Origin of the sequence: Bacillus sp. IBL03825 (assembly GCF_024712505.1) — a bacterium.
Taxonomy (GTDB): domain Bacteria; phylum Bacillota; class Bacilli; order Bacillales; family Bacillaceae_G; genus Bacillus_A; species Bacillus_A wiedmannii.
Genome location: NZ_JAMXKE010000001.1, coordinates 4,261,940 through 4,285,446, shown reverse-complemented (window position 1 = coordinate 4,285,446; position 23,507 = coordinate 4,261,940). Strand labels below are relative to the sequence as shown.

25 protein-coding genes are annotated in these 23,507 nt (G+C 36.9%); 24 read left to right on the top strand and 1 reads right to left on the bottom strand.

From position 1 onward, the window contains the following. Positions 1–76: 76 nt before the first annotated feature. The gene (rpsT, locus tag NHG49_RS21965; protein WP_001274014.1) at positions 77–334 is read right to left on the bottom strand and encodes a 30S ribosomal protein S20; all 258 of its coding nucleotides are present in this window, start codon (positions 332–334) and stop codon (positions 77–79) included. 181 nt (positions 335–515) lie between these two features. Here rpsT and gpr point away from each other — a divergent pair, with 181 nt between their 5' ends. The 24 genes from gpr to recO all read left to right on the top strand — a co-directional run bounded on the left by gpr (position 516) and on the right by recO (position 23,447). Further along, positions 516–1,619: a GPR endopeptidase gene (gene gpr / locus NHG49_RS21960; protein WP_064474763.1), complete on the top strand. Its 1,104-nt coding sequence runs from the start codon at positions 516–518 to the stop codon at positions 1,617–1,619. Then, positions 1,616–1,981, top strand: coding sequence for a YqxA family protein (locus NHG49_RS21955; RefSeq protein ID WP_081257180.1), 366 nt, complete (start codon positions 1,616–1,618; stop codon positions 1,979–1,981). Before gpr ends, NHG49_RS21955 begins: the two co-directional genes overlap by 4 nt. 210 nt (positions 1,982–2,191) lie before the next feature. Continuing rightward, positions 2,192–4,015, top strand: coding sequence for an elongation factor 4 (gene lepA, locus NHG49_RS21950; RefSeq protein WP_064474765.1), 1,824 nt, complete (start codon positions 2,192–2,194; stop codon positions 4,013–4,015). Between the two features lie 160 nt (positions 4,016–4,175). Beyond that, complete coding sequence (locus tag NHG49_RS21945) at positions 4,176–4,550, top strand: winged helix-turn-helix transcriptional regulator (RefSeq protein ID WP_088048095.1); 375 nt, start codon at positions 4,176–4,178, stop codon at positions 4,548–4,550. Positions 4,551–4,601: 51 nt separating this feature from the next. Further along, complete coding sequence (gene hemW / locus NHG49_RS21940; RefSeq protein ID WP_098102395.1) at positions 4,602–5,741, top strand: radical SAM family heme chaperone HemW; 1,140 nt, start codon at positions 4,602–4,604, stop codon at positions 5,739–5,741. Between the two features lie 133 nt (positions 5,742–5,874). Then, positions 5,875–6,891 (top strand): heat-inducible transcriptional repressor HrcA, encoded by a 1,017-nt coding sequence (hrcA, locus tag NHG49_RS21935; RefSeq protein ID WP_064474768.1) that lies wholly within the window; start codon positions 5,875–5,877, stop codon positions 6,889–6,891. A 114-nt stretch (positions 6,892–7,005) separates the two neighbouring features. Further along, positions 7,006–7,572: a nucleotide exchange factor GrpE gene (grpE, locus tag NHG49_RS21930; RefSeq protein ID WP_064474769.1), complete on the top strand. Its 567-nt coding sequence runs from the start codon at positions 7,006–7,008 to the stop codon at positions 7,570–7,572. A 26-nt stretch (positions 7,573–7,598) separates the two neighbouring features. Further along, positions 7,599–9,434, top strand: coding sequence for a chaperone protein DnaK (dnaK, locus tag NHG49_RS21925; protein WP_000034697.1), 1,836 nt, complete (start codon positions 7,599–7,601; stop codon positions 9,432–9,434). A gap of 193 nt (positions 9,435–9,627) precedes the next feature. Then, entirely contained in the window at positions 9,628–10,734 is a 1,107-nt protein-coding gene (gene dnaJ / locus NHG49_RS21920) for a chaperone protein DnaJ (protein ID WP_064470265.1), read from the top strand. A 28-nt stretch (positions 10,735–10,762) separates the two neighbouring features. Next, on the top strand, positions 10,763–11,701 hold the full coding sequence (gene prmA / locus NHG49_RS21915; RefSeq protein ID WP_000872122.1) for a 50S ribosomal protein L11 methyltransferase: 939 nt from the start codon (positions 10,763–10,765) through the stop codon (positions 11,699–11,701). Positions 11,702–11,846: 145 nt separating this feature from the next. After that, entirely contained in the window at positions 11,847–12,596 is a 750-nt protein-coding gene (locus tag NHG49_RS21910; protein ID WP_064474770.1) for a 16S rRNA (uracil(1498)-N(3))-methyltransferase, read from the top strand. A 6-nt stretch (positions 12,597–12,602) separates the two neighbouring features. Further along, complete coding sequence (mtaB, locus tag NHG49_RS21905; RefSeq protein ID WP_000108688.1) at positions 12,603–13,955, top strand: tRNA (N(6)-L-threonylcarbamoyladenosine(37)-C(2))-methylthiotransferase MtaB; 1,353 nt, start codon at positions 12,603–12,605, stop codon at positions 13,953–13,955. Positions 13,956–14,420: 465 nt separating this feature from the next. Then, entirely contained in the window at positions 14,421–14,594 is a 174-nt protein-coding gene (gene rpsU / locus NHG49_RS21900; protein ID WP_000048061.1) for a 30S ribosomal protein S21, read from the top strand. 15 nt (positions 14,595–14,609) lie between these two features. Continuing rightward, entirely contained in the window at positions 14,610–15,053 is a 444-nt protein-coding gene (locus NHG49_RS21895) for a GatB/YqeY domain-containing protein (RefSeq protein ID WP_000054579.1), read from the top strand. A gap of 108 nt (positions 15,054–15,161) precedes the next feature. After that, positions 15,162–15,455, top strand: a complete 294-nt coding sequence (gene yqfC, locus NHG49_RS21890) for a sporulation protein YqfC (RefSeq protein WP_000732264.1) — start codon at positions 15,162–15,164, stop codon at positions 15,453–15,455. A 178-nt stretch (positions 15,456–15,633) separates the two neighbouring features. Continuing rightward, positions 15,634–16,833 carry a sporulation protein YqfD gene (yqfD, locus tag NHG49_RS21885; protein WP_048541519.1) on the top strand — a complete coding sequence of 400 codons (1,200 nt, stop codon included), beginning with the start codon at positions 15,634–15,636 and terminating at the stop codon, positions 16,831–16,833. 3 nt (positions 16,834–16,836) lie between these two features. Then, on the top strand, positions 16,837–17,796 hold the full coding sequence (locus NHG49_RS21880; RefSeq protein ID WP_064474771.1) for a PhoH family protein: 960 nt from the start codon (positions 16,837–16,839) through the stop codon (positions 17,794–17,796). Between the two features lie 193 nt (positions 17,797–17,989). Beyond that, a complete protein-coding gene (locus NHG49_RS21875; RefSeq protein ID WP_064474772.1) occupies positions 17,990–20,134 on the top strand; it encodes an HD family phosphohydrolase in 2,145 nt (714 codons plus the stop codon). Beyond that, a complete protein-coding gene (gene ybeY, locus NHG49_RS21870) occupies positions 20,131–20,601 on the top strand; it encodes an rRNA maturation RNase YbeY (protein WP_000054689.1) in 471 nt (156 codons plus the stop codon). The genes NHG49_RS21875 and ybeY overlap by 4 nt, the downstream gene beginning before the upstream one ends. Further along, entirely contained in the window at positions 20,598–20,951 is a 354-nt protein-coding gene (locus NHG49_RS21865) for a diacylglycerol kinase family protein (protein ID WP_064474774.1), read from the top strand. Before ybeY ends, NHG49_RS21865 begins: the two co-directional genes overlap by 4 nt. A 99-nt stretch (positions 20,952–21,050) precedes the next feature. Next, positions 21,051–21,449, top strand: coding sequence for a cytidine deaminase (locus tag NHG49_RS21860; RefSeq protein WP_001086294.1), 399 nt, complete (start codon positions 21,051–21,053; stop codon positions 21,447–21,449). Then, complete coding sequence (era, locus tag NHG49_RS21855) at positions 21,442–22,347, top strand: GTPase Era (protein ID WP_001080239.1); 906 nt, start codon at positions 21,442–21,444, stop codon at positions 22,345–22,347. The genes NHG49_RS21860 and era overlap by 8 nt, the downstream gene beginning before the upstream one ends. Positions 22,348–22,523: 176 nt before the next feature. After that, positions 22,524–22,667 carry a YqzL family protein gene (locus tag NHG49_RS21850; protein WP_000883924.1) on the top strand — a complete coding sequence of 48 codons (144 nt, stop codon included), beginning with the start codon at positions 22,524–22,526 and terminating at the stop codon, positions 22,665–22,667. Between the two features lie 33 nt (positions 22,668–22,700). Continuing rightward, positions 22,701–23,447: a DNA repair protein RecO gene (gene recO, locus NHG49_RS21845; protein WP_000487012.1), complete on the top strand. Its 747-nt coding sequence runs from the start codon at positions 22,701–22,703 to the stop codon at positions 23,445–23,447. Positions 23,448–23,507 lie beyond the last annotated feature (60 nt).

Genomic DNA, 23,507 nt, shown 5'->3' with positions numbered 1-23,507 from the left:
CAAAAAGTTCACGTGCTAAGCACGTGAACTTTTTGTATATAAAAAAACGATCCAAATGGATCGTTTTTTAAACGCCTTACGCGTTTACTTGTTTCGCTAAGCGAGATTTTTGACGAGCTGCAGCGTTTTGGTGGATAAGACCTTTACGAGCTGCTTTGTCAAGTTTTTTAGAAGCAGTTTTGAAAGCTTCTTTAGCATTTTCAAGATCGTTATTAGTAACTAAAGCTTCTACAGTTTTAACAGCAGAACGCATGTCAGACTTGATAGAAGCGTTATGTGAACGACGCTCTTCGCTAAGTTTAGCGCGTTTGATAGCAGATTTGATGTTTGCCATACTTTTCACCTCCCTGGTGCAATCGAATGACTCGATTCTTAACATAGAACAAGTGATATTCTATCAAACGGTGAAGAGAATTGCAATAGTATATCAATGAAATTTCACGTAAAGGAAAGAATGACCTTATATAACTTTGGGAAATCTAACGATATTTACTATGAATTACGGAGGAGATACGATGAAAGAACCATTAGATTTAAGTAAATATAGTGTTAGAACTGACCTTGCTGTAGAGGCACATCAAATGCTGCAAGAGAGTCAAGAAGAGCAAAAAGGGATACAAGGAGTTATTGTAAAAGAGAGGGAAGAAGAAGGTATTACGATTACAAAAGTAACGATTGATGAAGTTGCCTCTGAATCGATGGGTAAAAAACCTGGGAGTTATTTAACGCTTGAAGTACAAGGTATACGTCAACAAGATACGGAACTGCAACAAAAAGTAGAGCGCATTTTTGCAAAAGAATTTTCTTATTTCTTAGAAGAGGTTGGCGTTACGAAAGAAGCGAGTTGTTTAATTGTTGGTCTTGGGAATTGGAATGTAACGCCAGATGCGCTTGGACCGATCGTTGTAGAAAATGTATTGGTAACGAGACATTTGTTTCAATTGCAGCCTGAAAGTGTAGAAGAAGGGTTTAGGCCTGTTAGTGCAATTCGGCCGGGGGTAATGGGAATTACAGGAATCGAAACGAGCGATGTCATTTATGGAATCATTGAGAAGACGAAGCCAGACTTTGTCATTGCAATTGATGCATTAGCTGCCCGCTCTATTGAACGAGTAAATAGTACGATACAAATTTCTGATACGGGAATTCATCCTGGATCAGGTGTTGGGAATAAGCGTAAGGAACTCAGTAAAGAAACATTGGGTATTCCTGTTATCGCAATTGGTGTTCCGACTGTGGTTGATGCCGTTTCGATTACAAGCGATACAATTGATTTTATTTTGAAACATTTTGGACGGGAGATGAAAGAAGGAAACAAACCTTCCCGTTCTCTGTTACCAGCTGGTTTTACATTTGGAGAAAAGAAAAAATTAACAGAAGAAGATATGCCGGATGATAAGAGTCGGAATATGTTTTTAGGTGCTGTAGGTACATTGGAAGATGAAGAGAAGAGAAAATTAATTTATGAAGTGTTATCTCCTCTTGGCCATAATTTAATGGTGACTCCGAAAGAAGTGGATGCTTTCATAGAGGATATGGCAAATGTAATAGCGAGTGGTTTAAATGCAGCCTTGCATCATCAAATTGACCAAGATAATACAGGAGCGTATACACATTGATGGGAAGAGACGATAATCGTTTAAGCCATTTTTCGCTATTATGTATATGTAGTGCGGCCTTATGTTTACTTATGATAATAGCAGGGGTGGCACTTGCTAATCATGGTTTAAAAAGTATGAAAGGTTATCAGCAAATGTCGTATGAACAAATAGCTCATATGACAGGGACAGAGGGTGCGGGTGCTGAATCAGCAATTTTGGGAAGTTCGTTTTCCGTTACTGAAAAACAAAAACAATTAGAAAGCTTAAAAAGCTTTAATGTTGTAGAAGGAATTGGTATGGCAATAGCAAGTGCTACTTATGAAGTAACAAAGTTTGGAACGGATATAGTTGTTGGGAAAGTGAAAGAGATTTTTAGTTAAGGGTAGCAGGAGGAACGGTTGTCTTACCATTTTGTACGACAGCCGTTTTTTAATTTGAAAAAGGTTTGTCTCTTATGGTTTGTTCGCATAAGATATAGATAGAATGATTTGTATTGTAAGCAGCACGAGTTTTCATTGAATCTTTGCTGCTCTATTGATATAATCAGTGCTAGTGTATATTGGCGAGACTATTAGGAGTTGAGAACATAGATGAACAAAGAAGAAAGAGCAAAAAGACAGTCTAAAATCCGTAATTTCTCTATCATTGCTCATATTGACCACGGAAAATCAACGTTAGCAGACCGTATTTTAGAGAAAACAAACGCGTTAACACAACGTGAAATGAAAGCTCAATTGCTTGACTCTATGGATTTAGAGCGTGAGCGTGGTATTACAATTAAATTAAATGCAGTACAATTAACGTATAAAGCAAAAGACGGTGAAGAGTATATTCTTCACTTAATTGATACACCAGGACACGTCGACTTTACGTACGAAGTATCTCGTAGTTTAGCGGCTTGTGAAGGTGCAATTCTTGTAGTGGATGCAGCGCAAGGTATTGAGGCGCAAACATTAGCGAATGTATATTTAGCGCTTGATAATAATTTGGAAATATTACCAGTTATTAATAAAATCGACTTACCAAGTGCAGACCCAGAACGTGTACGTCAAGAGGTAGAAGATGTAATTGGTTTAGATGCATCAGAAGCTGTACTTGCTTCAGCGAAAGCTGGTATTGGTATTGAAGATATTTTAGAACAAATCGTTGAAAAAGTACCAGCACCAACAGGTGATTCTGAAGAACCGTTACAATGTATGATTTTCGATTCTTTATATGATCCGTACCGCGGTGTAATTGCATATATCCGTGTTGTAAATGGAACGGTAAAAGTTGGCGATAAAGTACGTATGATGGCAACTGGAAAAGAATTTGAAGTAACAGAAGTAGGTGTGTTTACACCGAAAACAACGCAACGTGACGAGTTAACAGTAGGTGATGTAGGGTTCTTAGCGGCATCTATTAAAAACGTAGGTGATACACGCGTAGGTGATACAATTACACATGCAAAACGTCCGGCTACAGAGGCGTTAGCGGGTTATCGTAAATTAAACCCAATGGTATTCTGTGGTTTATATCCAATCGATTCTGCACGTTACAACGACTTACGTGATGCGTTAGAAAAATTAGAGTTAAACGATTCTGCTCTTGAGTTTGAACCAGAAACATCTCAAGCGCTAGGATTTGGTTTCCGTTGTGGTTTCTTAGGACTTCTTCACATGGAAATCATTCAAGAACGTATTGAACGTGAATTTAAAATTGATTTAATTACAACAGCGCCAAGCGTTATTTATAAAGTTTATTTAACAAGCGGTGAAGATGTTATTGTTGATAACCCATCTAATATGCCGGATCCACAGTCTATCGATCGTGTAGAAGAGCCGTTTGTGAAGGCGTCAATTATGGTTCCGAATGACTATGTGGGAGCTGTAATGGAAATTTGCCAAGGTAAACGTGGAACGTTTATTGATATGCAATATTTAGATGAAACACGTGTTACACTAACATACGAAATTCCTTTATCAGAGATCGTATATGACTTCTTCGATCAGTTGAAATCAAATACGAAAGGATATGCATCGTTTGACTACGAGTTAATCGGTTATAAACCGTCGAAACTTGTGAAGATGGATATTCTTTTAAATAATGAACAAGTCGATGCTCTATCATTTATCGTACACCGTGATTCAGCGTATGACCGTGGTAAAGTAATCGTAGAGAAGTTAAAAGAATTAATTCCAAGACAACAGTTCGAAGTACCAATTCAGGCGACTATCGGAAACAAGGTTGTAGCACGTTCTACAATTAAGGCGATGCGTAAAAACGTACTTGCGAAATGTTACGGTGGTGACATTTCTCGTAAGCGTAAACTTCTTGATAAGCAAAAAGAAGGTAAAAAACGTATGAAGTCTGTTGGTTCTGTAGAAGTACCGCAAGAAGCATTCATGGCTGTACTGAAAATGGATGATAACTAATAATTAATTGTTATTTCGTACGAATTGAGATAAAAAGAGAAGTCGTTTATACGGCTTCTTTTTTATGTATAATTACTTTTTAGACAACGTAGCTTCTCTCATTTACAATAGTGAGGTGGCTATATTTATGAATGATTGATATAGAGTTAGGAGACTATTAATGTCCGAAAATATTCGAAAAGATATTCACGAGAAAATACAAAATGGCAATTTTAATTGTGAAAAGGAATTGACGCTTTCTATTATTAGCGGGAAGTGGAAAGTTGTGATACTGTGGCATCTTGGTGTGGAAGGGCCTCATCGTTTTAGTGAATTGCAACGATTATTCCCAAGCATTTCTCATAAAGTTTTGTCGAACCAATTAAAAGAGTTAATGGAAGATGGGATTGTTGACCGAACAGTATACCCAGAAGTTCCTCCGCGAGTAGAGTATTATATGACGGAATTAGGCATGTCGCTTTTACCGATCGTTGAAATGATGTATGATTGGGGAAAAATGCGAATGGAACAAATTCGTAATACGTTAGAGAAGTGAAGATTCCTCCGGAGTGCGGAGGTTTTCTTTTTAGAAAGGTAGGAGTTATATTTGGTGCAAGCTGCATATATTCATATTCCATTTTGTCAGCATATTTGTCACTATTGTGATTTTAATAAAGTGTTTATTGAACGCCAACCGGTCGATCAATATTTAGAGTATTTAGAGAAAGAAATAATAAATACAGTTCAAAAAGTACCGTTTGATAGTATGAAAACGATTTTTGTTGGTGGAGGAACTCCGACAGCATTAAATATGGAACAGACAAAAAAGTTACTAGATATTATAAACCGTCGCTTACGTCCGTTTGCTCCAAATTGTGAATTAACATTTGAAGCGAATCCAGGTGATTTACCGAAAGAGAAGTTAAATGTATTGCTAGAAGGTGGAGTGAACCGAATTAGTTTTGGCGTGCAAACATTTCGGGATGAGTTGCTTGAGAAAATTGGGCGTAAGCATACGAGGGAAGATGCATTTGTAGCAATTAGAGAAGCGCAGGAAGTGGGCTTTGAAAATATAAATGTAGATATTATTTATGCTCTGCCAGGGCAGACGATAGAAGATGTAAAAGAAACATTAGACATTGCTTTTACGCTTGGTGTACAACATTTCTCGGCATATTCATTAATTGTGGAACCGAAAACTGTGTTTTATAACTTAATGAATAAAGGGAAATTAAGACTTCCAGGTGAAGATCATGAAGCGAAAATGTATGAAATGGTAATGGATGAAATGGAGAAACACGGCTATACCCAGTATGAAATTAGCAATTTCTCAAAAGGTGATAATGAAAGTAGACACAATCTCACATACTGGAATAATGAGGAGTATTATGGATTTGGAGCTGGAGCGCATAGTTATGTAAATGGAGAACGTATCCAAAATGTAGGGCCGCTCAAGCAATATTTCAATAAAATTGATGAAACTGGATTTCCGTATTTAGATGTTCACGCGGTGACGGAGAAAGAAAGAATGGAAGAAGAGTTGTTCTTAGGTCTTCGAAAAACAAAAGGTGTGTCTAAAGTAGCGTTTCAAAGGAAATTTAATATGGAGATGGATCAAGTTTTCGCGAAGCAGTTGCAAAAAAATCAAGAACAAGGATTGCTTGAAGAGAAAGATGGATATGTTCGTTTAACGCGAAAAGGAAAATTATTAGGGAATGAAGTATTCCAATCGTTTTTGATTGACTAATTAAATGTTCCATAAACGTGAAAAAGTTTCATTATTTCGTGACGTTTCCGTTGACAATTGAATGTCAATTTTGGTAAGTTATTAATAGATTTAGCACTCGAAGACAAAGAGTGCTAACAGAGGTGATGATGAGATGCTTACGGAACGTCAGCTCTTAATTTTACAAACAATTATTGATGACTTTATTGGATCAGCGCAACCTGTTGGGTCGAGGACGTTGGCTAAGAAAGATGAAATTACGTTTAGTTCAGCTACTATTCGAAATGAAATGGCTGATTTAGAGGAACTAGGGTTTATTGAGAAAACGCATAGTTCTTCAGGACGTGTTCCTTCTGAAAAAGGATATCGTTTTTATGTAGACCATCTTTTAGCGCCGCAAAACTTACCGAACGATGAAATTGTACAAATTAAAGATTTATTTGCTGAAAGAATTTTTGAAGCGGAAAAGATTGCACAGCAATCGGCTCAAATTTTATCAGAGCTTACGAATTATACGGCCATTGTTCTTGGACCGAAGTTAAGCACAAATAAACTTAAAAACGTACAAATTGTACCGCTTGATCGTCAAACTGCAGTCGCTATTATTGTAACGGATACAGGGCATGTACAAAGCAAAACGATTACCGTTCCGGAATCTGTTGATTTATCAGATTTAGAAAAAATGGTTAATATTTTAAATGAAAAGCTATCGGGTGTACCAATGGTAGAACTGCATAACAAAATCTTTAAAGAGATTGTTACAGTTTTACGTGGATATGTTCATAATTACGATAGTGCAATAAAAATGTTAGATGGTACATTTCAAGTTCCTTTATCGGAAAAGATATACTTTGGAGGTAAAGCAAATATGCTTTCGCAACCAGAGTTCCATGACATTCACAAAGTAAGATCCTTGTTGACGATGATTGATAATGAAGCTGAGTTTTATGACATTTTGCGTCATAAACAAGTAGGTATTCAAGTGAACATTGGTAGGGAAAACTCTGCGACAGCCATGGAAGATTGTAGTTTAATTTCTGCAACATATTCGATTGGAGAAGAACAGCTTGGAACAATTGCTATTTTAGGTCCGACAAGAATGCAATACTCTCGGGTAATTAGTTTGTTACAGTTATTTACGAGACAATTTACTGATGGGCTTAAAAAGTAAATGAGAGTAATACATTCGCTCAAGTAATGAAATTTTCATTGCTGTGTGTAATATATAATACTTAGGTAATTGTGTTCAGCATAATACCTAATACCTTTTAAGGAGGTGAATATTGTGGAAGAGCGTAACGAACAAGTGATAGAAGAAGTAAAAGAAGCGCAAGTTGAAGAAGCTGTCACGACAGAAAACAGTGAAAAAACTGTAGAAGAAAAAAGTGAGGCTGCTCTTTTACAAGAAAAAGTAGATGAGTTACAAGCGAAGCTAACGGAAACGGAAGGTCGCACATTACGTCTACAAGCTGATTTTGAAAATTATAAGCGTCGTGTCCAAATGGATAAACAGGCTGCTGAAAAATATAGAGCACAAAGTCTAGTTTCAGATATTGTGCCAGCTCTTGATAATTTTGAAAGAGCGATGCAAGTGGAAGCGACTGATGAGCAAACGAAATCCTTGTTACAAGGTATGGAAATGGTGCATCGTCAATTGCTAGAAGCGTTGACTAAAGAAGGTGTTGAAGCGATTGAAGCTGTTGGTAAACAGTTTGATCCTAATGAACACCAAGCTATTATGCAAGTGGAAGATAGTGAATTTGAATCAAACGCGGTAGTTGAAGAATTCCAAAAAGGTTATAAACTAAAAGACCGTGTGATTCGCCCATCAATGGTAAAAGTAAATCAATAATTTACATAAAAGTAGGAGGATTCGCCATGAGTAAAATTATCGGTATTGACTTAGGTACAACAAACTCTTGTGTAGCTGTTATGGAAGGTGGAGAACCAAAGGTTATCCCAAATCCAGAAGGAAACCGTACAACACCTTCTGTTGTAGCTTTCAAAAATGAAGAGCGTCAAGTTGGGGAAGTTGCAAAGCGTCAAGCAATTACAAACCCAAATACAATCATGTCTGTTAAACGTCATATGGGTACAGACTACAAAGTAGAAGTTGAAGGTAAAGATTATACACCTCAAGAAATTTCTGCAATCATTTTACAAAACTTAAAAGCTTCTGCTGAAGCATACTTAGGTGAAACGGTAACGAAAGCTGTTATTACAGTACCTGCATACTTCAACGATGCAGAACGTCAAGCAACAAAAGATGCTGGTCGTATCGCTGGTTTAGAAGTTGAGCGTATCATTAACGAACCAACAGCAGCAGCGCTTGCTTACGGTTTAGAAAAACAAGATGAAGAGCAAAAAATCTTAGTATATGACTTAGGTGGCGGTACATTTGACGTATCTATCCTTGAGTTAGCAGACGGAACATTCGAAGTTATTTCAACTGCTGGTGACAACCGTCTTGGTGGAGATGACTTTGACCAAGTTATTATTGACCACTTAGTAGCTGAGTTCAAAAAAGAAAATAACATTGATTTAAGCCAAGATAAAATGGCACTTCAACGTTTGAAAGATGCAGCTGAAAAAGCGAAAAAAGATCTTTCTGGCGTAACACAAACACAAATTTCATTACCATTCATTAGTGCTGGAGCTGCTGGTCCATTACACTTAGAATTAACGTTAACAAGAGCGAAATTCGAAGAGATTTCAGCAGGTCTTGTTGAAAGAACGTTAGAGCCAACTCGTCGTGCATTAAAAGACGCTGGTTTTGCTCCAAGCGAATTAGATAAAGTTATCCTTGTTGGTGGATCTACTCGTATTCCAGCTGTACAAGAAGCTATTAAACGTGAAACTGGTAAAGAACCATATAAAGGTGTAAACCCTGATGAAGTTGTAGCATTAGGTGCTGCAGTTCAAGGTGGCGTACTTACTGGTGATGTAGAAGGCGTACTATTATTAGACGTAACTCCACTTTCTTTAGGTATTGAAACTATGGGTGGTGTGTTCACGAAATTAATCGAGCGTAACACTACAATTCCAACAAGTAAGTCACAAGTATTCTCAACAGCTGCTGATAACCAACCGGCAGTAGACATTCACGTATTACAAGGTGAGCGTCCAATGTCAGCTGACAACAAAACATTAGGTCGTTTCCAATTAACAGACCTTCCACCAGCACCACGTGGTATTCCACAAATCGAAGTAACATTCGATATTGATGCGAACGGTATCGTTAACGTACGTGCAAAAGACTTAGGAACAAGCAAAGAGCAAACTATTACAATCCAATCTTCTTCAGGTCTTTCTGATGAAGAAGTAGATCGTATGGTACAAGAAGCAGAAGCAAATGCTGACGCTGACCAAAAACGTAAGGAAGAAGTTGAACTTCGTAACGAAGCTGATCAGCTTGTATTCCAAACGGATAAAGTTGTAAAAGATTTAGAAGGTAAAGTGGATGCGGCTGAAGTTGCAAAAGCAACAGAAGCGAAAGAAGCATTACAAGCTGCGATCGAGAAGAACGAGCTTGAGGAAATCCGTGCGAAAAAAGATGCTTTACAAGAAATCGTACAACAATTAACTGTTAAATTATATGAGCAAGCTCAAGCAGCTGCAGGGCAAGCAGAAGGTGCACAAGGAGCACAAGATGCTGGCGCGAAGAAAGACAATGTAGTAGACGCTGAGTTTGAAGAAGTAAAAGAAGATAAGTAATATAAATAAGTAAGATGACAAAAAGTCAAAGTCAAGCGTGCCTTGACTTTGACTTTTTTCACGAATGAAAAGAAAAGTGTGAGGTTCTTAAGTTTTTTACTTTGCATACTGTAAGTGAGGAAACTTTGTTGCAAAGCACTTTCTTTCGGTGTTAAAATTACGTTTATGTGAAAGATTCGGGGGTTGTAAATTTATGAGTAAACGAGACTATTATGAGGTCCTTGGACTTAGCCAGGGTGCTTCAAAAGATGAAATAAAAAAAGCGTATCGTCGTTTGGCTAAAAAATACCATCCAGACGTAAGTAAAGAAGAAAATGCAATTGAAAAGTTTAAAGAAGTACAAGAAGCATACGAAGTATTAAGCGACGATCAAAAGCGCGCGCAATATGATCAATTTGGTCATGCTGGTGCAAATCAAGGCTTTGGCGGCGGAGGAGACTTCGGCGGTGGCTTCGGTTTCGAAGATATCTTTAGTTCGTTCTTTGGCGGCGGTGGCGGGAGACGTCGTGATCCAAATGCTCCGCGTCAAGGTGCTGACTTACAATATCAAGTTACTTTAGAGTTTGAGGAAGCTATTTTTGGTAAAGAATTAAATGTTGAGATTCCAGTAGAAGATCCATGTGATACTTGTAAAGGTAGCGGAGCGAAACCAGGAACTTCAAAAGAAACATGTAAACATTGTTCAGGATCAGGGCAAGTAAGTGTAGAACAAAATACACCATTTGGTCGTATCGTAAACCGTCAAGCTTGTGGTCATTGTTCAGGAACTGGTCAAATGATTAAAGAAAAATGTACGACATGTCACGGTTCTGGTAAAGTACGTAAACGTAAAAAAATCAACGTTAAGATTCCGGCAGGTATCGATAATGGTCAACAAATTCGTGTATCTGGAAAAGGTGAAGCAGGCGTAAATGGCGGACCGGCAGGAGATTTATATGTTGTTGTTCATGTTAGAAATCATGAATTCTTTGAGCGTGAAGGAGATCACATTATTTGTGAAATGCCATTAACATTTGCGCAAATGGCACTTGGTGCTGAAGTGGAAGTTCCTACTGTTCATGGGAAAGTGAAGCTGAAAATTCCAGCAGGAACACAAACAGGAACAGAATTCCGCTTAAAAGGAAAAGGTGCTCCGAACGTACGTGGATACGGTCAAGGAGATCAATATGTAGTCGTTCGTGTTGTTGTACCGACGAAATTAACTTCACATCAAAAAGAGTTATTACGTGAATTTGCGGGACAAGAAGAGCAGGATGATAGTTTATTTGGAAAGCTTAAACGTGCTTTCAAAGGGGAATAATGGAAATAAAAAATGGAGTTGGTAAATTGTGAAATGGTCAGAAGTTAGTATTCATACAACAGAAGAAGCAGTAGAAGCTGTCTCTCATATTTTACACGAAGCTGGTGCTAGTGGAGTTGCAATTGAGGATCCAGCGGAGTTGACGAAAGAGCGCGAGCAACAATATGGTGAAATTTATGCATTGAACCCAGATGAATATCCGGCGGAAGGTGTATTAATAAAAGCATATTTCCCACAAACGGATTCTTTACAGGAAACGATTGCGGGTGTAAAATCATCTATTGATATGCTTCCATCTTACGACATCGAAATTGGTACTGGAAATATTACCGTTAACGAAGTCAATGAAGAAGATTGGGCTACTGCTTGGAAAAAATATTACCATCCAGTACAAATTTCTGATACATTCACAATTGTGCCGACGTGGGAAGAATATACACCAGCTTCTCCGGAAGAAAAAATTATTGAATTAGATCCAGGTATGGCGTTTGGGACAGGAACCCATCCGACAACAACGATGTGTATTCGTGCTTTAGAAAAAACAGTTCAGCCAGGTGATACTGTCATTGATGTAGGAACAGGTTCTGGTGTACTTAGTATTGCAGCGGCAAAATTAGGTGCGTCTTCTGTTCAAGCCTATGATTTAGATCCAGTTGCAGTAGAAAGTGCAGAAATGAATGTACGTTTAAATAAAACAGATGATATCGTGTCTGTTGGACAAAATAGTCTTTTAGAAGGTATTGAAGGTCCTGTTGATTTAATCGTAGCTAACTTATTGGCAGAAATTATTCTTTTATTCCCTGAGGATGCAGCAAGAGTTGTGAAGTCGGGCGGATTATTTATTACATCGGGCATTATTGCAGCGAAGGAAAAGATAATTTCTGAGGCGCTAGAAAAAGCTGGATTTACAATTGAAGAAGTATTACGAATGGAAGATTGGGTAGCAATTATTGCACGAAATGCGTAATATAGATTTTAGTTTATAATGAAAAGGGGAGTCTCTCACTATAAGGTGAGGGACTTGCCGTTTGTTATATGAAAAAATGATAACGTTTCGTTCTTTTCGTAAGTGTTGACTTACGAAAGGAACGAAACTCTACTAAGGTGATTATATGCAACGTTATTTTGTAGAAGAGAAATATGTAAATGAGACAAGTATTCGCATTGTAGGTGATGACGTACATCATATCGCAAGAGTGATGCGTATGTCAGCTGGGGATCACATTTATTGCTGTGTAAACGGAAAAACAGCAGTATGTTCAATTGATGAAATTACCAGTGAATTTATTAATACGGCTATTGTAGAATGGGTAGAGGCGTCAAGTGAACTTCCTGTTTTCGTGACGATTGCAAGTGGACTGCCGAAAGGAGACAAGCTAGAGTTAATTTTCCAAAAAGGAACTGAGCTTGGGGCAGCCGCATTTTTACCATTTCAAGCATCTCGCTCTATTGTAAAATGGGATGCGAAAAAAGCTGATAAAAAAGTTGAGCGTTTAAGAAAAATTGTGAAAGAAGCTGCGGAACAATCGCATAGAAGCGAAATTCCAGAAGTGCATGCACCGGCATCATTTAAGCAATTGCTTTCAATGAGTAATGAGTATGATGTATGCCTTGTTGCGTACGAAGAGGAAGCAAAACAAGGTGAGAAATCCAATTTTGCTAAAGCTTTAACGACGATGAAACCAGGCCAAAAACTATTGATTGTATTTGGACCAGAAGGTGGTTTAGCGGAGGAAGAGATTACTACGCTTCGTGAACATAAATTTGTACCATGTAGTTTAGGACCAAGAATTTTAAGAACAGAAACGGCGCCGTTATACGCGTTAAGTGCTGCTTCGTATCATTTTGAATTGATGGGGTGATGATCAATGTCAACTGTTGCGTTCCATACGTTAGGTTGTAAAGTAAACCACTATGAAACAGAGGCCATTTGGCAATTGTTTAAACAAGGTGGATATGAAAGAACTGAATATGAAAAGAAAGCTGATGTATATGTTATTAATACGTGTACAGTAACGAATACGGGAGATAAGAAAAGCCGTCAAGTTATTAGACGTGCTGTTCGTCAAAATCCGGATGCAGTTATTTGTGTAACGGGATGTTATGCACAAACATCTCCAGCGGAAATTATGGCGATTCCAGGTGTAGATATTGTAGTTGGTACACAGGATCGTGAAAAGATGTTAGGATACATCGAAGAATTCCGCAAAGAGCGTCAACCAATTAATGCTGTCCGCAACATTATGAAAACACGTGTATACGAAGAACTGGATGTACCTTATTTCACGGATCGTACACGTGCATCTTTAAAAATACAAGAAGGTTGTAATAATTTCTGTACATTCTGTATTATTCCTTGGGCACGTGGTTTAATGCGTTCTCGTGATGGAAAAGAAGTTATTAAACAAGCGCAGCAATTAGTAGATGCAGGTTATAAAGAAATCGTATTAACAGGTATTCATACAGGTGGGTACGGTGAAGATATTAAAGATTATAACTTAGCTGGATTACTTCGTGATATGGAAGCGGAAGTAGGCGGATTAAAACGTCTTCGTATTTCTTCTATTGAAGCGAGTCAGATTTCAGATGAAGTAATTGAAGTGTTAGATAAGTCTGAAGTAGTTGTACGTCACTTGCACATTCCATTGCAATCTGGATCTAATACTGTATTAAAGCGTATGCGTCGTAAGTATACGATGGAATTTTTCCAAGAGCGTTTAGATCGATTGAAAGAAGCGTTACCAGGTCTTGCGATTACATCGGATGTGATTGTTGGTTTTCCGGGTGAAACAGAAGAAGAATTTATGGAAACATACAATTTCATTAAAGAGAATCGCTTCTCAGAGTTACACGTATTCCCTTACTCAAAGCGTACAGGAACACCTGCAGCGCGTATGGAGGATCAAGTTCCTGAAGATGTGAAGAATGATCGTGTTCATCGTTTAATTGAACTATCTAACCAATTAGCGAAAGAGTATGCGTCACAGTTTGAAGGGGAAGTGCTTGAAATCATTCCGGAAGAGCAATTTAAAGAGGGCGACCGTAAAGGGTTATATGTAGGCTATACGGATAACTACTTAAAAATTGTATTTGAAGGATCAGAAGAATTAATTGGTAAGCTAGTGAAAGTGAAAATTACGAAAGCTGGTTATCCATATAACGAAGCGCAATTTGTTCGTGTTCTTGAAGATGATGTAAAAAAAGAATCAGCAAGCGCATAAAATGAAACTTTAATGAGTGGGGTTTTTGTTCCTCCCCGCTCATTATCAGCCGGACTCCTACCTAAGTTCTTTGCTTTTGCTGAATTTTGAGGTGGGGGTCTTACTGCCCGGTAAATAGCAGGATAAAAAAAGCATGCAAACGGAAACGATTTGCATGCTTTCTTTTTTTTCGTGGAGAAGTTAAGTACTGAAAAGGCAGGTACGTCGAATGAGTAGTTATTTAATATTTTCTTGTATTAAAAAAGATGTAATGATAAAAATATAGTTGTCTTCAGGGGAAAAGGATAATAGCTATCTACATAGATTTTGAACAGGGAAGGGCATCTATTCTTCTTTTATTCTGCCAAATAGTTGACCTGAAGTGATAAAATGTATTATAATCGTAAAAGACATGCTGAAGAAGGGTTTCTTTTTGCATGCTGAAATTAGTATGTAAGTGTGATGTTTCGGAGGGAGGGAAAGAGAATGTCAAAAACAGTCGTTCGTAAAAACGAGTCTTTGGAGGATGCACTTCGCCGTTTTAAAAGATCGGTTTCTAAAACTGGTACACTTGCTGAAGCAAGAAAGCGCGAGTTTTATGAAAAGCCAAGTGTAAAACGTAAGAAGAAATCTGAAGCGGCAAGAAAGCGTAAATTCTAAGAGAGGGTGTAAGTTATGAGTCTTCTCGGTCGTTTAAACGATGATATGAAACAAGCGATGAAGAATAAACAAAAAGAAAAATTAACCGTTATTCGTATGGTTAAGGCTGCTTTACAAAATGAAGGTATTAAACTGCAACATACTCTTACTGAAGAAGAGGAATTAACAGTTTTAGCTCGTGAAGTAAAACAGTATAAGGACTCCCTCCTTGAATTTAAAAAAGCTGGTCGTGAAGACCTTGTTAATAAACTGCAAAGTGAAATTCAGATTTTAAGCGCATATTTGCCGGAGCAATTAACAGAAGAAGAACTAGCGAATGTAATTAAGCAAGTTATTTCTGAAGTTGGTGCGACTTCTAAAGCAGATATGGGTAAGGTGATGACTGCTGTTATGCCGAAAGTAAAAGGTAAAACAGACGGATCACTTGTGAATAAGCTGGTTATCCAGCTATTAGCATAAAAAAACGTCTCATTTCGTATGAGACGTTTTTTTATGCTTTTTTTCAGTTTGGACGTGATATTACAAGCTCTTTTTTCATACATATGGGATGAGAGGGGGTCTTTTGAGATGAAAAAATTAGAACAAATGAAGAATTGGTTAACAAAGCAAATAGACCTGCCAGTGGATGTGCTAATGGATCTACCTCGGATCACGCTTGTTGGGCAAGTGCATATCTATATAGAAAATCATCGGGGTTTATTAGTGTTTTCAGATAAAGAAGTAAGATTGTTATTAAAGCACGGTCAATTATTAATTAAAGGGCAATCCTTTATTATTAAAACAATCCTTCCAGAAGAACTTTTGCTTGAAGGAATAATTGAGCAAGTGACATTTTTAGAAAACGAAAAAAAAGAGGAGTGAGGGAAACTTCCATATGTGAAGTTTTTCTTCGTTATTTTCGTGATTCGAACTTACTATTCAGTTTATCTCGCTATTTATGGGTGGTAGAACTCTTTATTTCATTTTCGTACGAGCTATTTTGCTAATTAAAGTGAAAAAAGTAGTGTGTATACTTTTGGAAAGGTAGTGGAGATAGTAGATGAAAAATAAATGGTTTATAAAGTGGCTTGGATATGTAAAAGTACGAATTGAAGGTAGAGGAGCGGAACGGTTCGTTAACGAATGTGTACGTAGAAAATTATTAGTTTGGGATGTTAAGAAGATTGCTGATGAAACGTTAGTTTTTTGTATGTTATTACGAGATGTGAAGAAAATAAAACCAATTTATAGAAAAAATGAATGTAAACTATATTTTATTGGGCGTTACGGTTTTCCCTTTTTGAATAAGCGTTTAATTAAAAATAGTGGATTCTTAATTGGTTTTTTAATTTTCTTTTTTGGCATGATTGCATTATCTAATATGGTTTGGAAAATTGAAATTACAGGGGCGAAACCTGAAACAGAATATATATTGATGAAAGAATTGGACAAAATGGGTATTAAAAAAGGGAAATTACAATTCCAAATGCCTAATGTAGAAGATGTACAACGTCATTTGACAGACAATATTAATGCGATTACTTGGGCGGGACTAGAAATAAGAGGAACGACGTATCATTTTAAAATTGTTGAAAAAAACGAGCCGAAAAAAGAAAAGGAACAAAGGCCGCAAAATTTAGTAGCAAAAAAAGAAGCGATTGTGACAAAAACATTTGTTGAAGTAGGAAAACCAGTCGTCTTGAAAAATGACCATGTCGAAAAAGGGCAGCTTCTCGTATCAGGGGTATACGGTAATGAGGAGAGTCCGACGATTGTTTCGGCGAAAGGTATTGTATATGGAGAAACGTGGTACACATCTGAGGTGAATGTACCACTGAAGACGCAATTTCAAGTATATACTGGCAATGCATATAATGAGCATTACCTTACGTTTGGGAGTGCGAAAATAAAAATATGGGGATTTCAACATGATAAGTATAAACGCTCTCGTACTGAAAGTGTAAAACACGATGTGAAACTATTTGGTTTTACACTGCCGATCGCGTATGAAAAAGATATTGTACGAGAAGAGGAAGAAGCGAATCGGGAATATACAGAAAAACAGGCAATGAAAGTAGCAAAAGAGATGGCTGAAAAAGAACTAAAGAAAAAATTGGATGAACATGCTATGATTGTAAGTGATAAGATTTTGAGTAAAGAGGTTGAGGCGGATCAACTAAAAGTCACGTTGCATTATACTGTGATCGAAAATATTGCAGAGCCACAACCAATATCCGAATCCGATATTCAAGGAGACTGAGTAATGGCAGAACAATTAGTAGAAATGAACCAAAAATTGGAAAATACTAACGAAGCAATCGCTCTTTTTGGAGTCAATGATGCTCATTTGAAAGTAATTGAACGTGAACTGAATGTATCGATTGTAACTAGAGGTGAAACTGTTCATGCATCTGGAGCAGTTGAAACTGTGACACTCGTAGAAAAAATCTTACAGCAATTACTTGTTGTTATTCGAAAAGGTATATCAATTACAGAAAGAGATGTTGCGTATGCAATTCAGCTCGCACAACAAGGGAAAATTGCTCAATTTGAAGAGTTATATGAAGAAGAAATCTTTAAAACGGCAAAAGGTAAATCCATTCGTGTAAAAACAATGGGGCAAAGAAGATATATTCATGCAATGAAGAAGAATGATATTGTATTTGGAATGGGACCTGCTGGGACTGGGAAAACATACTTAGCTGTAGTAATGGCTGTGAGAGCTTTAAAGCAAGGGTATGTAAAGAAAATTATTTTAACGAGACCGGCTGTAGAAGCTGGAGAGAGTTTAGGTTTTTTACCAGGAGATTTGAAAGAGAAGGTAGATCCGTATTTACGTCCATTGTATGATGCTTTGCACGATATTCTTGGACAAGAATATACGCAACGTATGATGGAGCGAGGGGTAATTGAAATCGCACCTCTTGCTTATATGAGAGGGCGTACGCTCGATGATTCATTTGTTATTTTAGATGAAGCGCAAAATACAACGGGTGCACAAATAAAAATGTTTTTAACTAGATTAGGTTTTAGTTCTAAAATGGTTATTACGGGGGATCCTTCACAAGTAGACTTACCAAAAGGGGTAAAATCAGGGCTTTCGCTAGCTTCTAACATTTTATCTGGTGTGTCAGGTCTTTCATTTATTACATTAGAACAAACGGACGTTGTGAGGCATCCGCTGGTGCAACGTATTATTGAGGCATATGATAAAATGGAATGATCCTATTTGTCAGGATCATTTCTTTTTGTATTAAGGTTGGCGAACGGCATGTTTTTTACTATCATAAAAGATAAGAGAAATAAACTATAGGTACTGGTTTATCAAAATGTTACTTAAAAGTATCGTTGGCTAGAAGAAATGAAAGCTATAAATAGTTTCACTTTATTTCTGGAGAGGAGAAGGTATTGAAATCATGTTAAGATCTGAAGAAATTTCTAAGTGGTTTCGTAATTTACAACATTCGAAAAAACTAAGTTGGATTTCTTACGTTTTATTAGGAGCAGTGTTGTTTTTTGCACTTATGAATAATGTAAAACCAGAGCAATTAGATGTTGATATGTATTCTATTGCAAAAAAAACAATTCATTCTCCTATTAAAATTGAAGATAAGGTTATAACGGACAGAAAAAAACAAGAGGCCGCTCAAAAAGTTGGGGATCAATATACATATAGAAGTGAATATAAACAAAATAGAGTAGATATTGTAAATGATGTTTTTGCTAAGGTAAATGAAGCAATTCAAGAGATGAAAGCTGCTGGACCTGAAGAGCAAAAAAAGATGACCGATGTAAATAAATTAGAAAAGTTGAAGAAGAAGTTGCCATCTAATTTAACAAAGGAATTATCTGATGAGAATTTATTATATTTTATTAATGCAGAACCGGATCAATTAGAATTAGCAAAGAACGCGGCTCTAACGTCTGTTAGTGTTATTATGGGTGGAAATATTAAAATGTCCGAAGAAATAGCAGCAAAAGAGCGATTTGTTAATGAAATGAAAAGCCTCAATGTGAATAGCGGATTGAAGGAAGCTGTGAACGCGCTAGGATCATATGCAATTACAGCAAATTATTTTTATGATCCGGCTGTAACGAAAGAGAAGAAGAAAGCGGAAGAAGATTTAGTTCCACCTGTTTATATTCTTCAAGGACAAGTTATTGTTAGAGAAGGTGAAACAATTTCAAGTGATATGTATAATCAGTTGAAATTAGTCGGTTTATTAGAGAAAGGTAATAGTTTTCAGCCTTATGTTGGATTAGCAGTGCTCATTGGTGTGTTACTGTACTTTATGCATAAGCAGTTTGAAGTATTTTTACAGCGTAAAAGAGAAGATAGACCATATATTTTAGCGTATATTACAATTTTGTCTATCACGATTGTTTTAATGAAAACGATTAGTTTGTTTCAAAAGCTTGAATATGCAGGAATTGCGTATGTTGTCCCGGTTGCGATGGGAACAATACTTGTAAAACTAATGATTGGCGATCGATTTGTATTTTTAACAAGTATGATTTTTTCTGTGTGCGGAAGTATTATGTTTAATGAAGGGGTAACAAGTACACTGAATTATAGTGTAGGTATTTATGTGTTGTTAAGTTCATTATCAGTAAGCATTTTCTTAAGAGAAAAAAATCGTCGTACGATGATTTTGCAAGCTGGTATACTCGTTTCTATCTTAAATGTGGTCGTCTTAGCGGCGTTATTATTATTACGTAATGGGAATTTTTCACCTCTTGAAATTGGAACGCAATTATTGATGGCTTCCGTTTCAGGAATTATCTCATCCGTTTTGGCTATGGGGATATTACCATATTTAGAGAGTGGACTTGGAATTGTATCAAGCATGAAGCTTATGGAACTATCAAGTCCGAATCATCCGCTTTTGCGTAGAATTTTGTTAGAAGCGCCAGGAACGTATCACCACAGTGTAATGGTAGCGAATCTTTCTGAGGCAGCGTGTGAAGCGGTTGGAGCAAATGGTGTATTAGCACGTGTAGGGGCGTATTATCATGATGTAGGAAAAACAGTACAACCGCAATTCTTTATTGAAAACCAGATGGGAATTGAAAATCCACATGATAAATTAGATCCTGTGACGAGTAAAGATATTATCATTGCTCATGTAACAGATGGAGTCAGAATGCTCGAAGAATACCATATTCCGCAAGAAATTATCGATATTGCTGGACAACACCATGGTACAACATTACTTAAATATTTTTACTATAAGGCAATTAAAGAAGATAAAGAAAAATATACAGAAGAGATGTTTCGCTATCCGGGATCAAAAGCAACTTCTAAAGAGTCGGCAATTGTTGGTATTGCTGATAGTGTTGAGGCGGCGGTACGTTCTATGAATCACCCAACGCCAGATCAAATTAATAATTTAGTGCAAAGTATTATTAAAGATCGCCTGCAAGATGGGCAATTTAGTGAATGTGATTTGACGTTTAAGGAACTACAAATCGTTGGAAAAACGTTATGTGAAACGTTAAATGGTATTTTCCATTCGCGTATTACATATCCGGAACCACCGGAAGAGAAGGAGAAAGAATGAGTTTATTAATTGATTTCATTGATGAAACAGAAGAAGTGAAAGAAGAATATGTGAATTTAATTCGTGAGATATTAGAAAAAGCAGCTCAAATGGAAAAAATAGAGGATGGTGCGGAGTTATCAGTGACATTTGTAGATAACGAACGCATTCGCGAGATTAATCGTGATTACCGAGATAAGGATCAGCCTACTGATGTCATTTCCTTTGCTATGGAAGAAATGGGAGAAGGAGAAATGGAAATTGTAGGTGCAGAGATGCCTCGTATGTTAGGTGACCTTATTATTTCTATTCCGAGAGCGAAAGAACAAGCTGAAGAGTATGGACATTCTTTTGATCGTGAACTTGGCTTTTTAGCGTTACATGGCTTTTTACATTTACTTGGTTATGACCACATGACAGAAGAGGATGAAAAAGAAATGTTTGGAAGACAAAAAGAAATTTTAGAGGCATTTGGATTAGGACGATGAAAAAAGGAAAACTTATAAATAGTTTTGGATATGCTATAGCAGGTATATTCTTTTGTTTTCGTCATGAACGAAATATGAAAATTCATTATTTAGCCGCAGTCATTGTTATATGCTGCGGCTTTTATTTCCATATTACGAAAGTAGAGTGGACAGTATTACTTATTGTAATAGGAATTGTAATGAGTTTAGAGATGGTAAATACGGCTGTGGAAAAAACAGTAGATTTAGCGACTACCGATATACATCCGTTTGCGAAAATTGCAAAGGATGTCGCAGCCGGATCGGTTTTATTGTTTGCGATAATAGCTGTTATAATTGGTGCTATTATCTTTTTGCCGTATGTGGTATAGTTGCATTCCAAAGCTTTTATGAAGCTTTGAAAGTGCCGTAAAGGCCTTTAATGAGAGAGTGTATCTATTCACAGCTGTGGACAGGAAGGATGCGGGAATATGAATAGTAAACAATTAATTCAAGAAGCAATCGAAGCGCGTAAACAAGCGTACGTACCATATTCTAAATTTCAAGTAGGTGCAGCATTATTAACACAGGATGGAAAAGTATATCGTGGATGTAATGTTGAGAATGCATCATATGGCTTATGTAACTGTGCAGAAAGAACAGCTTTATTTAAGGCGGTTTCTGAAGGAGATAAAGAGTTTGTAGCTATCGCGATTGTGGCGGATACAAAGCGTCCAGTACCTCCTTGTGGAGCATGTCGACAAGTTATGGTAGAATTATGTAAACAGGATACGAAAGTATACCTATCAAATTTACATGGTGACGTTCAAGAGACGACAGTCGGAGAATTGTTACCAGGAGCATTTTTAGCGGAGGATTTACATGAATAGAAAAGGTTATAAATCAGGTTTTGTCTCTATTATTGGCAGACCGAATGTTGGGAAATCTACATTTTTAAATCGTATTATCGGCCAGAAAATTGCCATTATGAGTGACAAGCCACAAACAACTCGTAATAAAATTCAAGGCGTATATACAGAAAATGATTCACAAGTAATTTTCATTGATACACCAGGAATACATAAACCTAAACATAAATTAGGCGACTTCATGGTGAAGATGGCTCAAACGACATTAAAAGAAGTTGATATTGTTCTGTTTATGGTCAATGCAGTTGAAGGATTTGGTCGTGGTGAGGAATTCATTATTGAGAAATTAAAAGAAACGAAACAACCAGTATTTTTAGTAATTAATAAAATTGACCAACTTCATCCAGAGCAATTGTTAGAGTTAATTGATCAATACCGTAAACTATATGAGTTTGCAGAGATTGTACCAATTTCTGCATTAGACGGCAATAATGTGGATGCTTTAATTGGAACAATTAAAAAGTATTTACCAGAAGGACCGCAATACTACCCAGATAATCAAGTAACGGATCATCCAGAGCGATTTATTATTTCAGAGCTTATTCGTGAAAAAGTATTACATTTAACACGTGAAGAAGTGCCGCACTCTGTAGCGGTTGTTATTGATGCAATTCAAAAACGTGAGGGCGGAGCGGTTTATATAAACGCAACGATTGTTGTTGAACGTGCATCACAAAAAGGAATTATTATAGGTAAGCAAGGAAAGATGTTAAAAGAAGTCGGTAAGCGAGCTCGTTTTGACATTGAAGCACTACTTGGTTCTAAAGTATTTTTAGAAGTATGGGTAAAAGTGCAAAAAGATTGGCGTAATAAAATGTCTCAGCTTCGTGACCTTGGTTTCCGCGAAGACGAGTACTAAAATAGAGTAAAGCTGTAATCAGCGGATGTTTTGTTCATCCGCTGATTATTGGTTTTTATAAGTTTTGATAAATTAGGAAAAATTTTTCTCACATGAAAATGGACAAAATGGGTCAATTTAATAACAACAAAGGAAATTGGTTTATAGGCTACGCTTATTGAGAAAGGTGGATTCTTATGCTAGATTTTACCTGGAAGTTTTTCTCCAAAACAGGAAGCATTGAAACGTACTTGCTTTTGAAAGAAATGGAAAAAGACGTAAACGATGAGATGGATCAACATGAAGAGGAGCTAGCGCATCTAGACTCTCCAATTTCTTGACCCGTTTTGTTCAAACCTTGGATGGTGACGAACATGTTTCAAAAAGTTGAGGGCATCGTTATCCGTACGACAGATTACGGAGAAACGAACAAGATTGTTACAATATTCTCAAGAGAATTGGGTAAGGTAAGTGCAATGGCAAGAGGAGCGAAAAAACCGAAAAGCCGGCTAGCATCTGTTTCGCAACTTATGACCCATGGTAATTTTCTTATTCAAATGGGATCTGGACTTGGAACTTTGCAACAAGGCGAGATTATTTCAACTATGAAAGAAATTCGCGAGGATATATTTTTAACTGCTTATGCATCATTTATTGTTGAGTTAACTGATAAAGCAACAGAAGATAAAAAACATAATCCATATTTATTTGAAATGTTATATCAAACGTTGCATTATATGTGTGAGGGTGTTGATTCAGAAGTATTATCATTAATTTATCAAACGAAAATGCTTCCGGTATTAGGGATGCGCCCGTACTTTGATACATGTGCGATTTGTCATCAAGAAACAGATTTTGTCGCCTTCTCTGTCCGGGAAGGCGGTTTTCTGTGCTCGCGTCATGCTGAGCAAGACCAGTATCGTATACCAGTGGGGGAAGCTGTTCATAAATTATTACGTCTTTTCTACCACTTCGATTTACATAGACTTGGCAATGTATCAGTGAAGGATAGCACAAAAAAACAAATGCGTTTAGTATTGAATACATATTATGATGAATATTGCGGGATTTATTTGAAGTCAAGACGTTTCTTAGAACAACTTGATAAGTTTCAAATATAATTTGGGACCGTATACGGTCCTTTTTACATCCTATCTTTTTCGAATAGCATATTTAGTATA

Excerpts from the sequence above, each read along its gene's own strand:
- NHG49_RS21860 (WP_001086294.1), top strand. The coding sequence starts at position 21,051 with ATGAATAGTAAACAATTAATTCAAGAAGCAATCGAAGCGCGTAAACAA.
- NHG49_RS21875 (WP_064474772.1), top strand. The coding sequence starts at position 17,990 with ATGTTAAGATCTGAAGAAATTTCTAAGTGGTTTCGTAATTTACAACAT.
- hrcA (WP_064474768.1), top strand. The coding sequence starts at position 5,875 with ATGCTTACGGAACGTCAGCTCTTAATTTTACAAACAATTATTGATGAC.
- NHG49_RS21945 (WP_088048095.1), top strand. The coding sequence starts at position 4,176 with ATGTCCGAAAATATTCGAAAAGATATTCACGAGAAAATACAAAATGGC.
- lepA (WP_064474765.1), top strand. The coding sequence starts at position 2,192 with ATGAACAAAGAAGAAAGAGCAAAAAGACAGTCTAAAATCCGTAATTTC.
- NHG49_RS21895 (WP_000054579.1), top strand. The coding sequence starts at position 14,610 with ATGAGTCTTCTCGGTCGTTTAAACGATGATATGAAACAAGCGATGAAG.
- NHG49_RS21850 (WP_000883924.1), top strand. The coding sequence starts at position 22,524 with ATGCTAGATTTTACCTGGAAGTTTTTCTCCAAAACAGGAAGCATTGAA.
- dnaK (WP_000034697.1), top strand. The coding sequence starts at position 7,599 with ATGAGTAAAATTATCGGTATTGACTTAGGTACAACAAACTCTTGTGTA.
- yqfC (WP_000732264.1), top strand. The coding sequence starts at position 15,162 with ATGAAAAAATTAGAACAAATGAAGAATTGGTTAACAAAGCAAATAGAC.
- gpr (WP_064474763.1), top strand. The coding sequence starts at position 516 with ATGAAAGAACCATTAGATTTAAGTAAATATAGTGTTAGAACTGACCTT.
- dnaJ (WP_064470265.1), top strand. The coding sequence starts at position 9,628 with ATGAGTAAACGAGACTATTATGAGGTCCTTGGACTTAGCCAGGGTGCT.
- NHG49_RS21865 (WP_064474774.1), top strand. The coding sequence starts at position 20,598 with ATGAAAAAAGGAAAACTTATAAATAGTTTTGGATATGCTATAGCAGGT.
- yqfD (WP_048541519.1), top strand. The coding sequence starts at position 15,634 with ATGAAAAATAAATGGTTTATAAAGTGGCTTGGATATGTAAAAGTACGA.
- mtaB (WP_000108688.1), top strand. The coding sequence starts at position 12,603 with ATGTCAACTGTTGCGTTCCATACGTTAGGTTGTAAAGTAAACCACTAT.
- NHG49_RS21910 (WP_064474770.1), top strand. The coding sequence starts at position 11,847 with ATGCAACGTTATTTTGTAGAAGAGAAATATGTAAATGAGACAAGTATT.
- rpsU (WP_000048061.1), top strand. The coding sequence starts at position 14,421 with ATGTCAAAAACAGTCGTTCGTAAAAACGAGTCTTTGGAGGATGCACTT.
- era (WP_001080239.1), top strand. The coding sequence starts at position 21,442 with ATGAATAGAAAAGGTTATAAATCAGGTTTTGTCTCTATTATTGGCAGA.
- rpsT (WP_001274014.1), bottom strand. The coding sequence starts at position 334 with ATGGCAAACATCAAATCTGCTATCAAACGCGCTAAACTTAGCGAAGAG.
- NHG49_RS21880 (WP_064474771.1), top strand. The coding sequence starts at position 16,837 with ATGGCAGAACAATTAGTAGAAATGAACCAAAAATTGGAAAATACTAAC.
- recO (WP_000487012.1), top strand. The coding sequence starts at position 22,701 with ATGTTTCAAAAAGTTGAGGGCATCGTTATCCGTACGACAGATTACGGA.
- ybeY (WP_000054689.1), top strand. The coding sequence starts at position 20,131 with ATGAGTTTATTAATTGATTTCATTGATGAAACAGAAGAAGTGAAAGAA.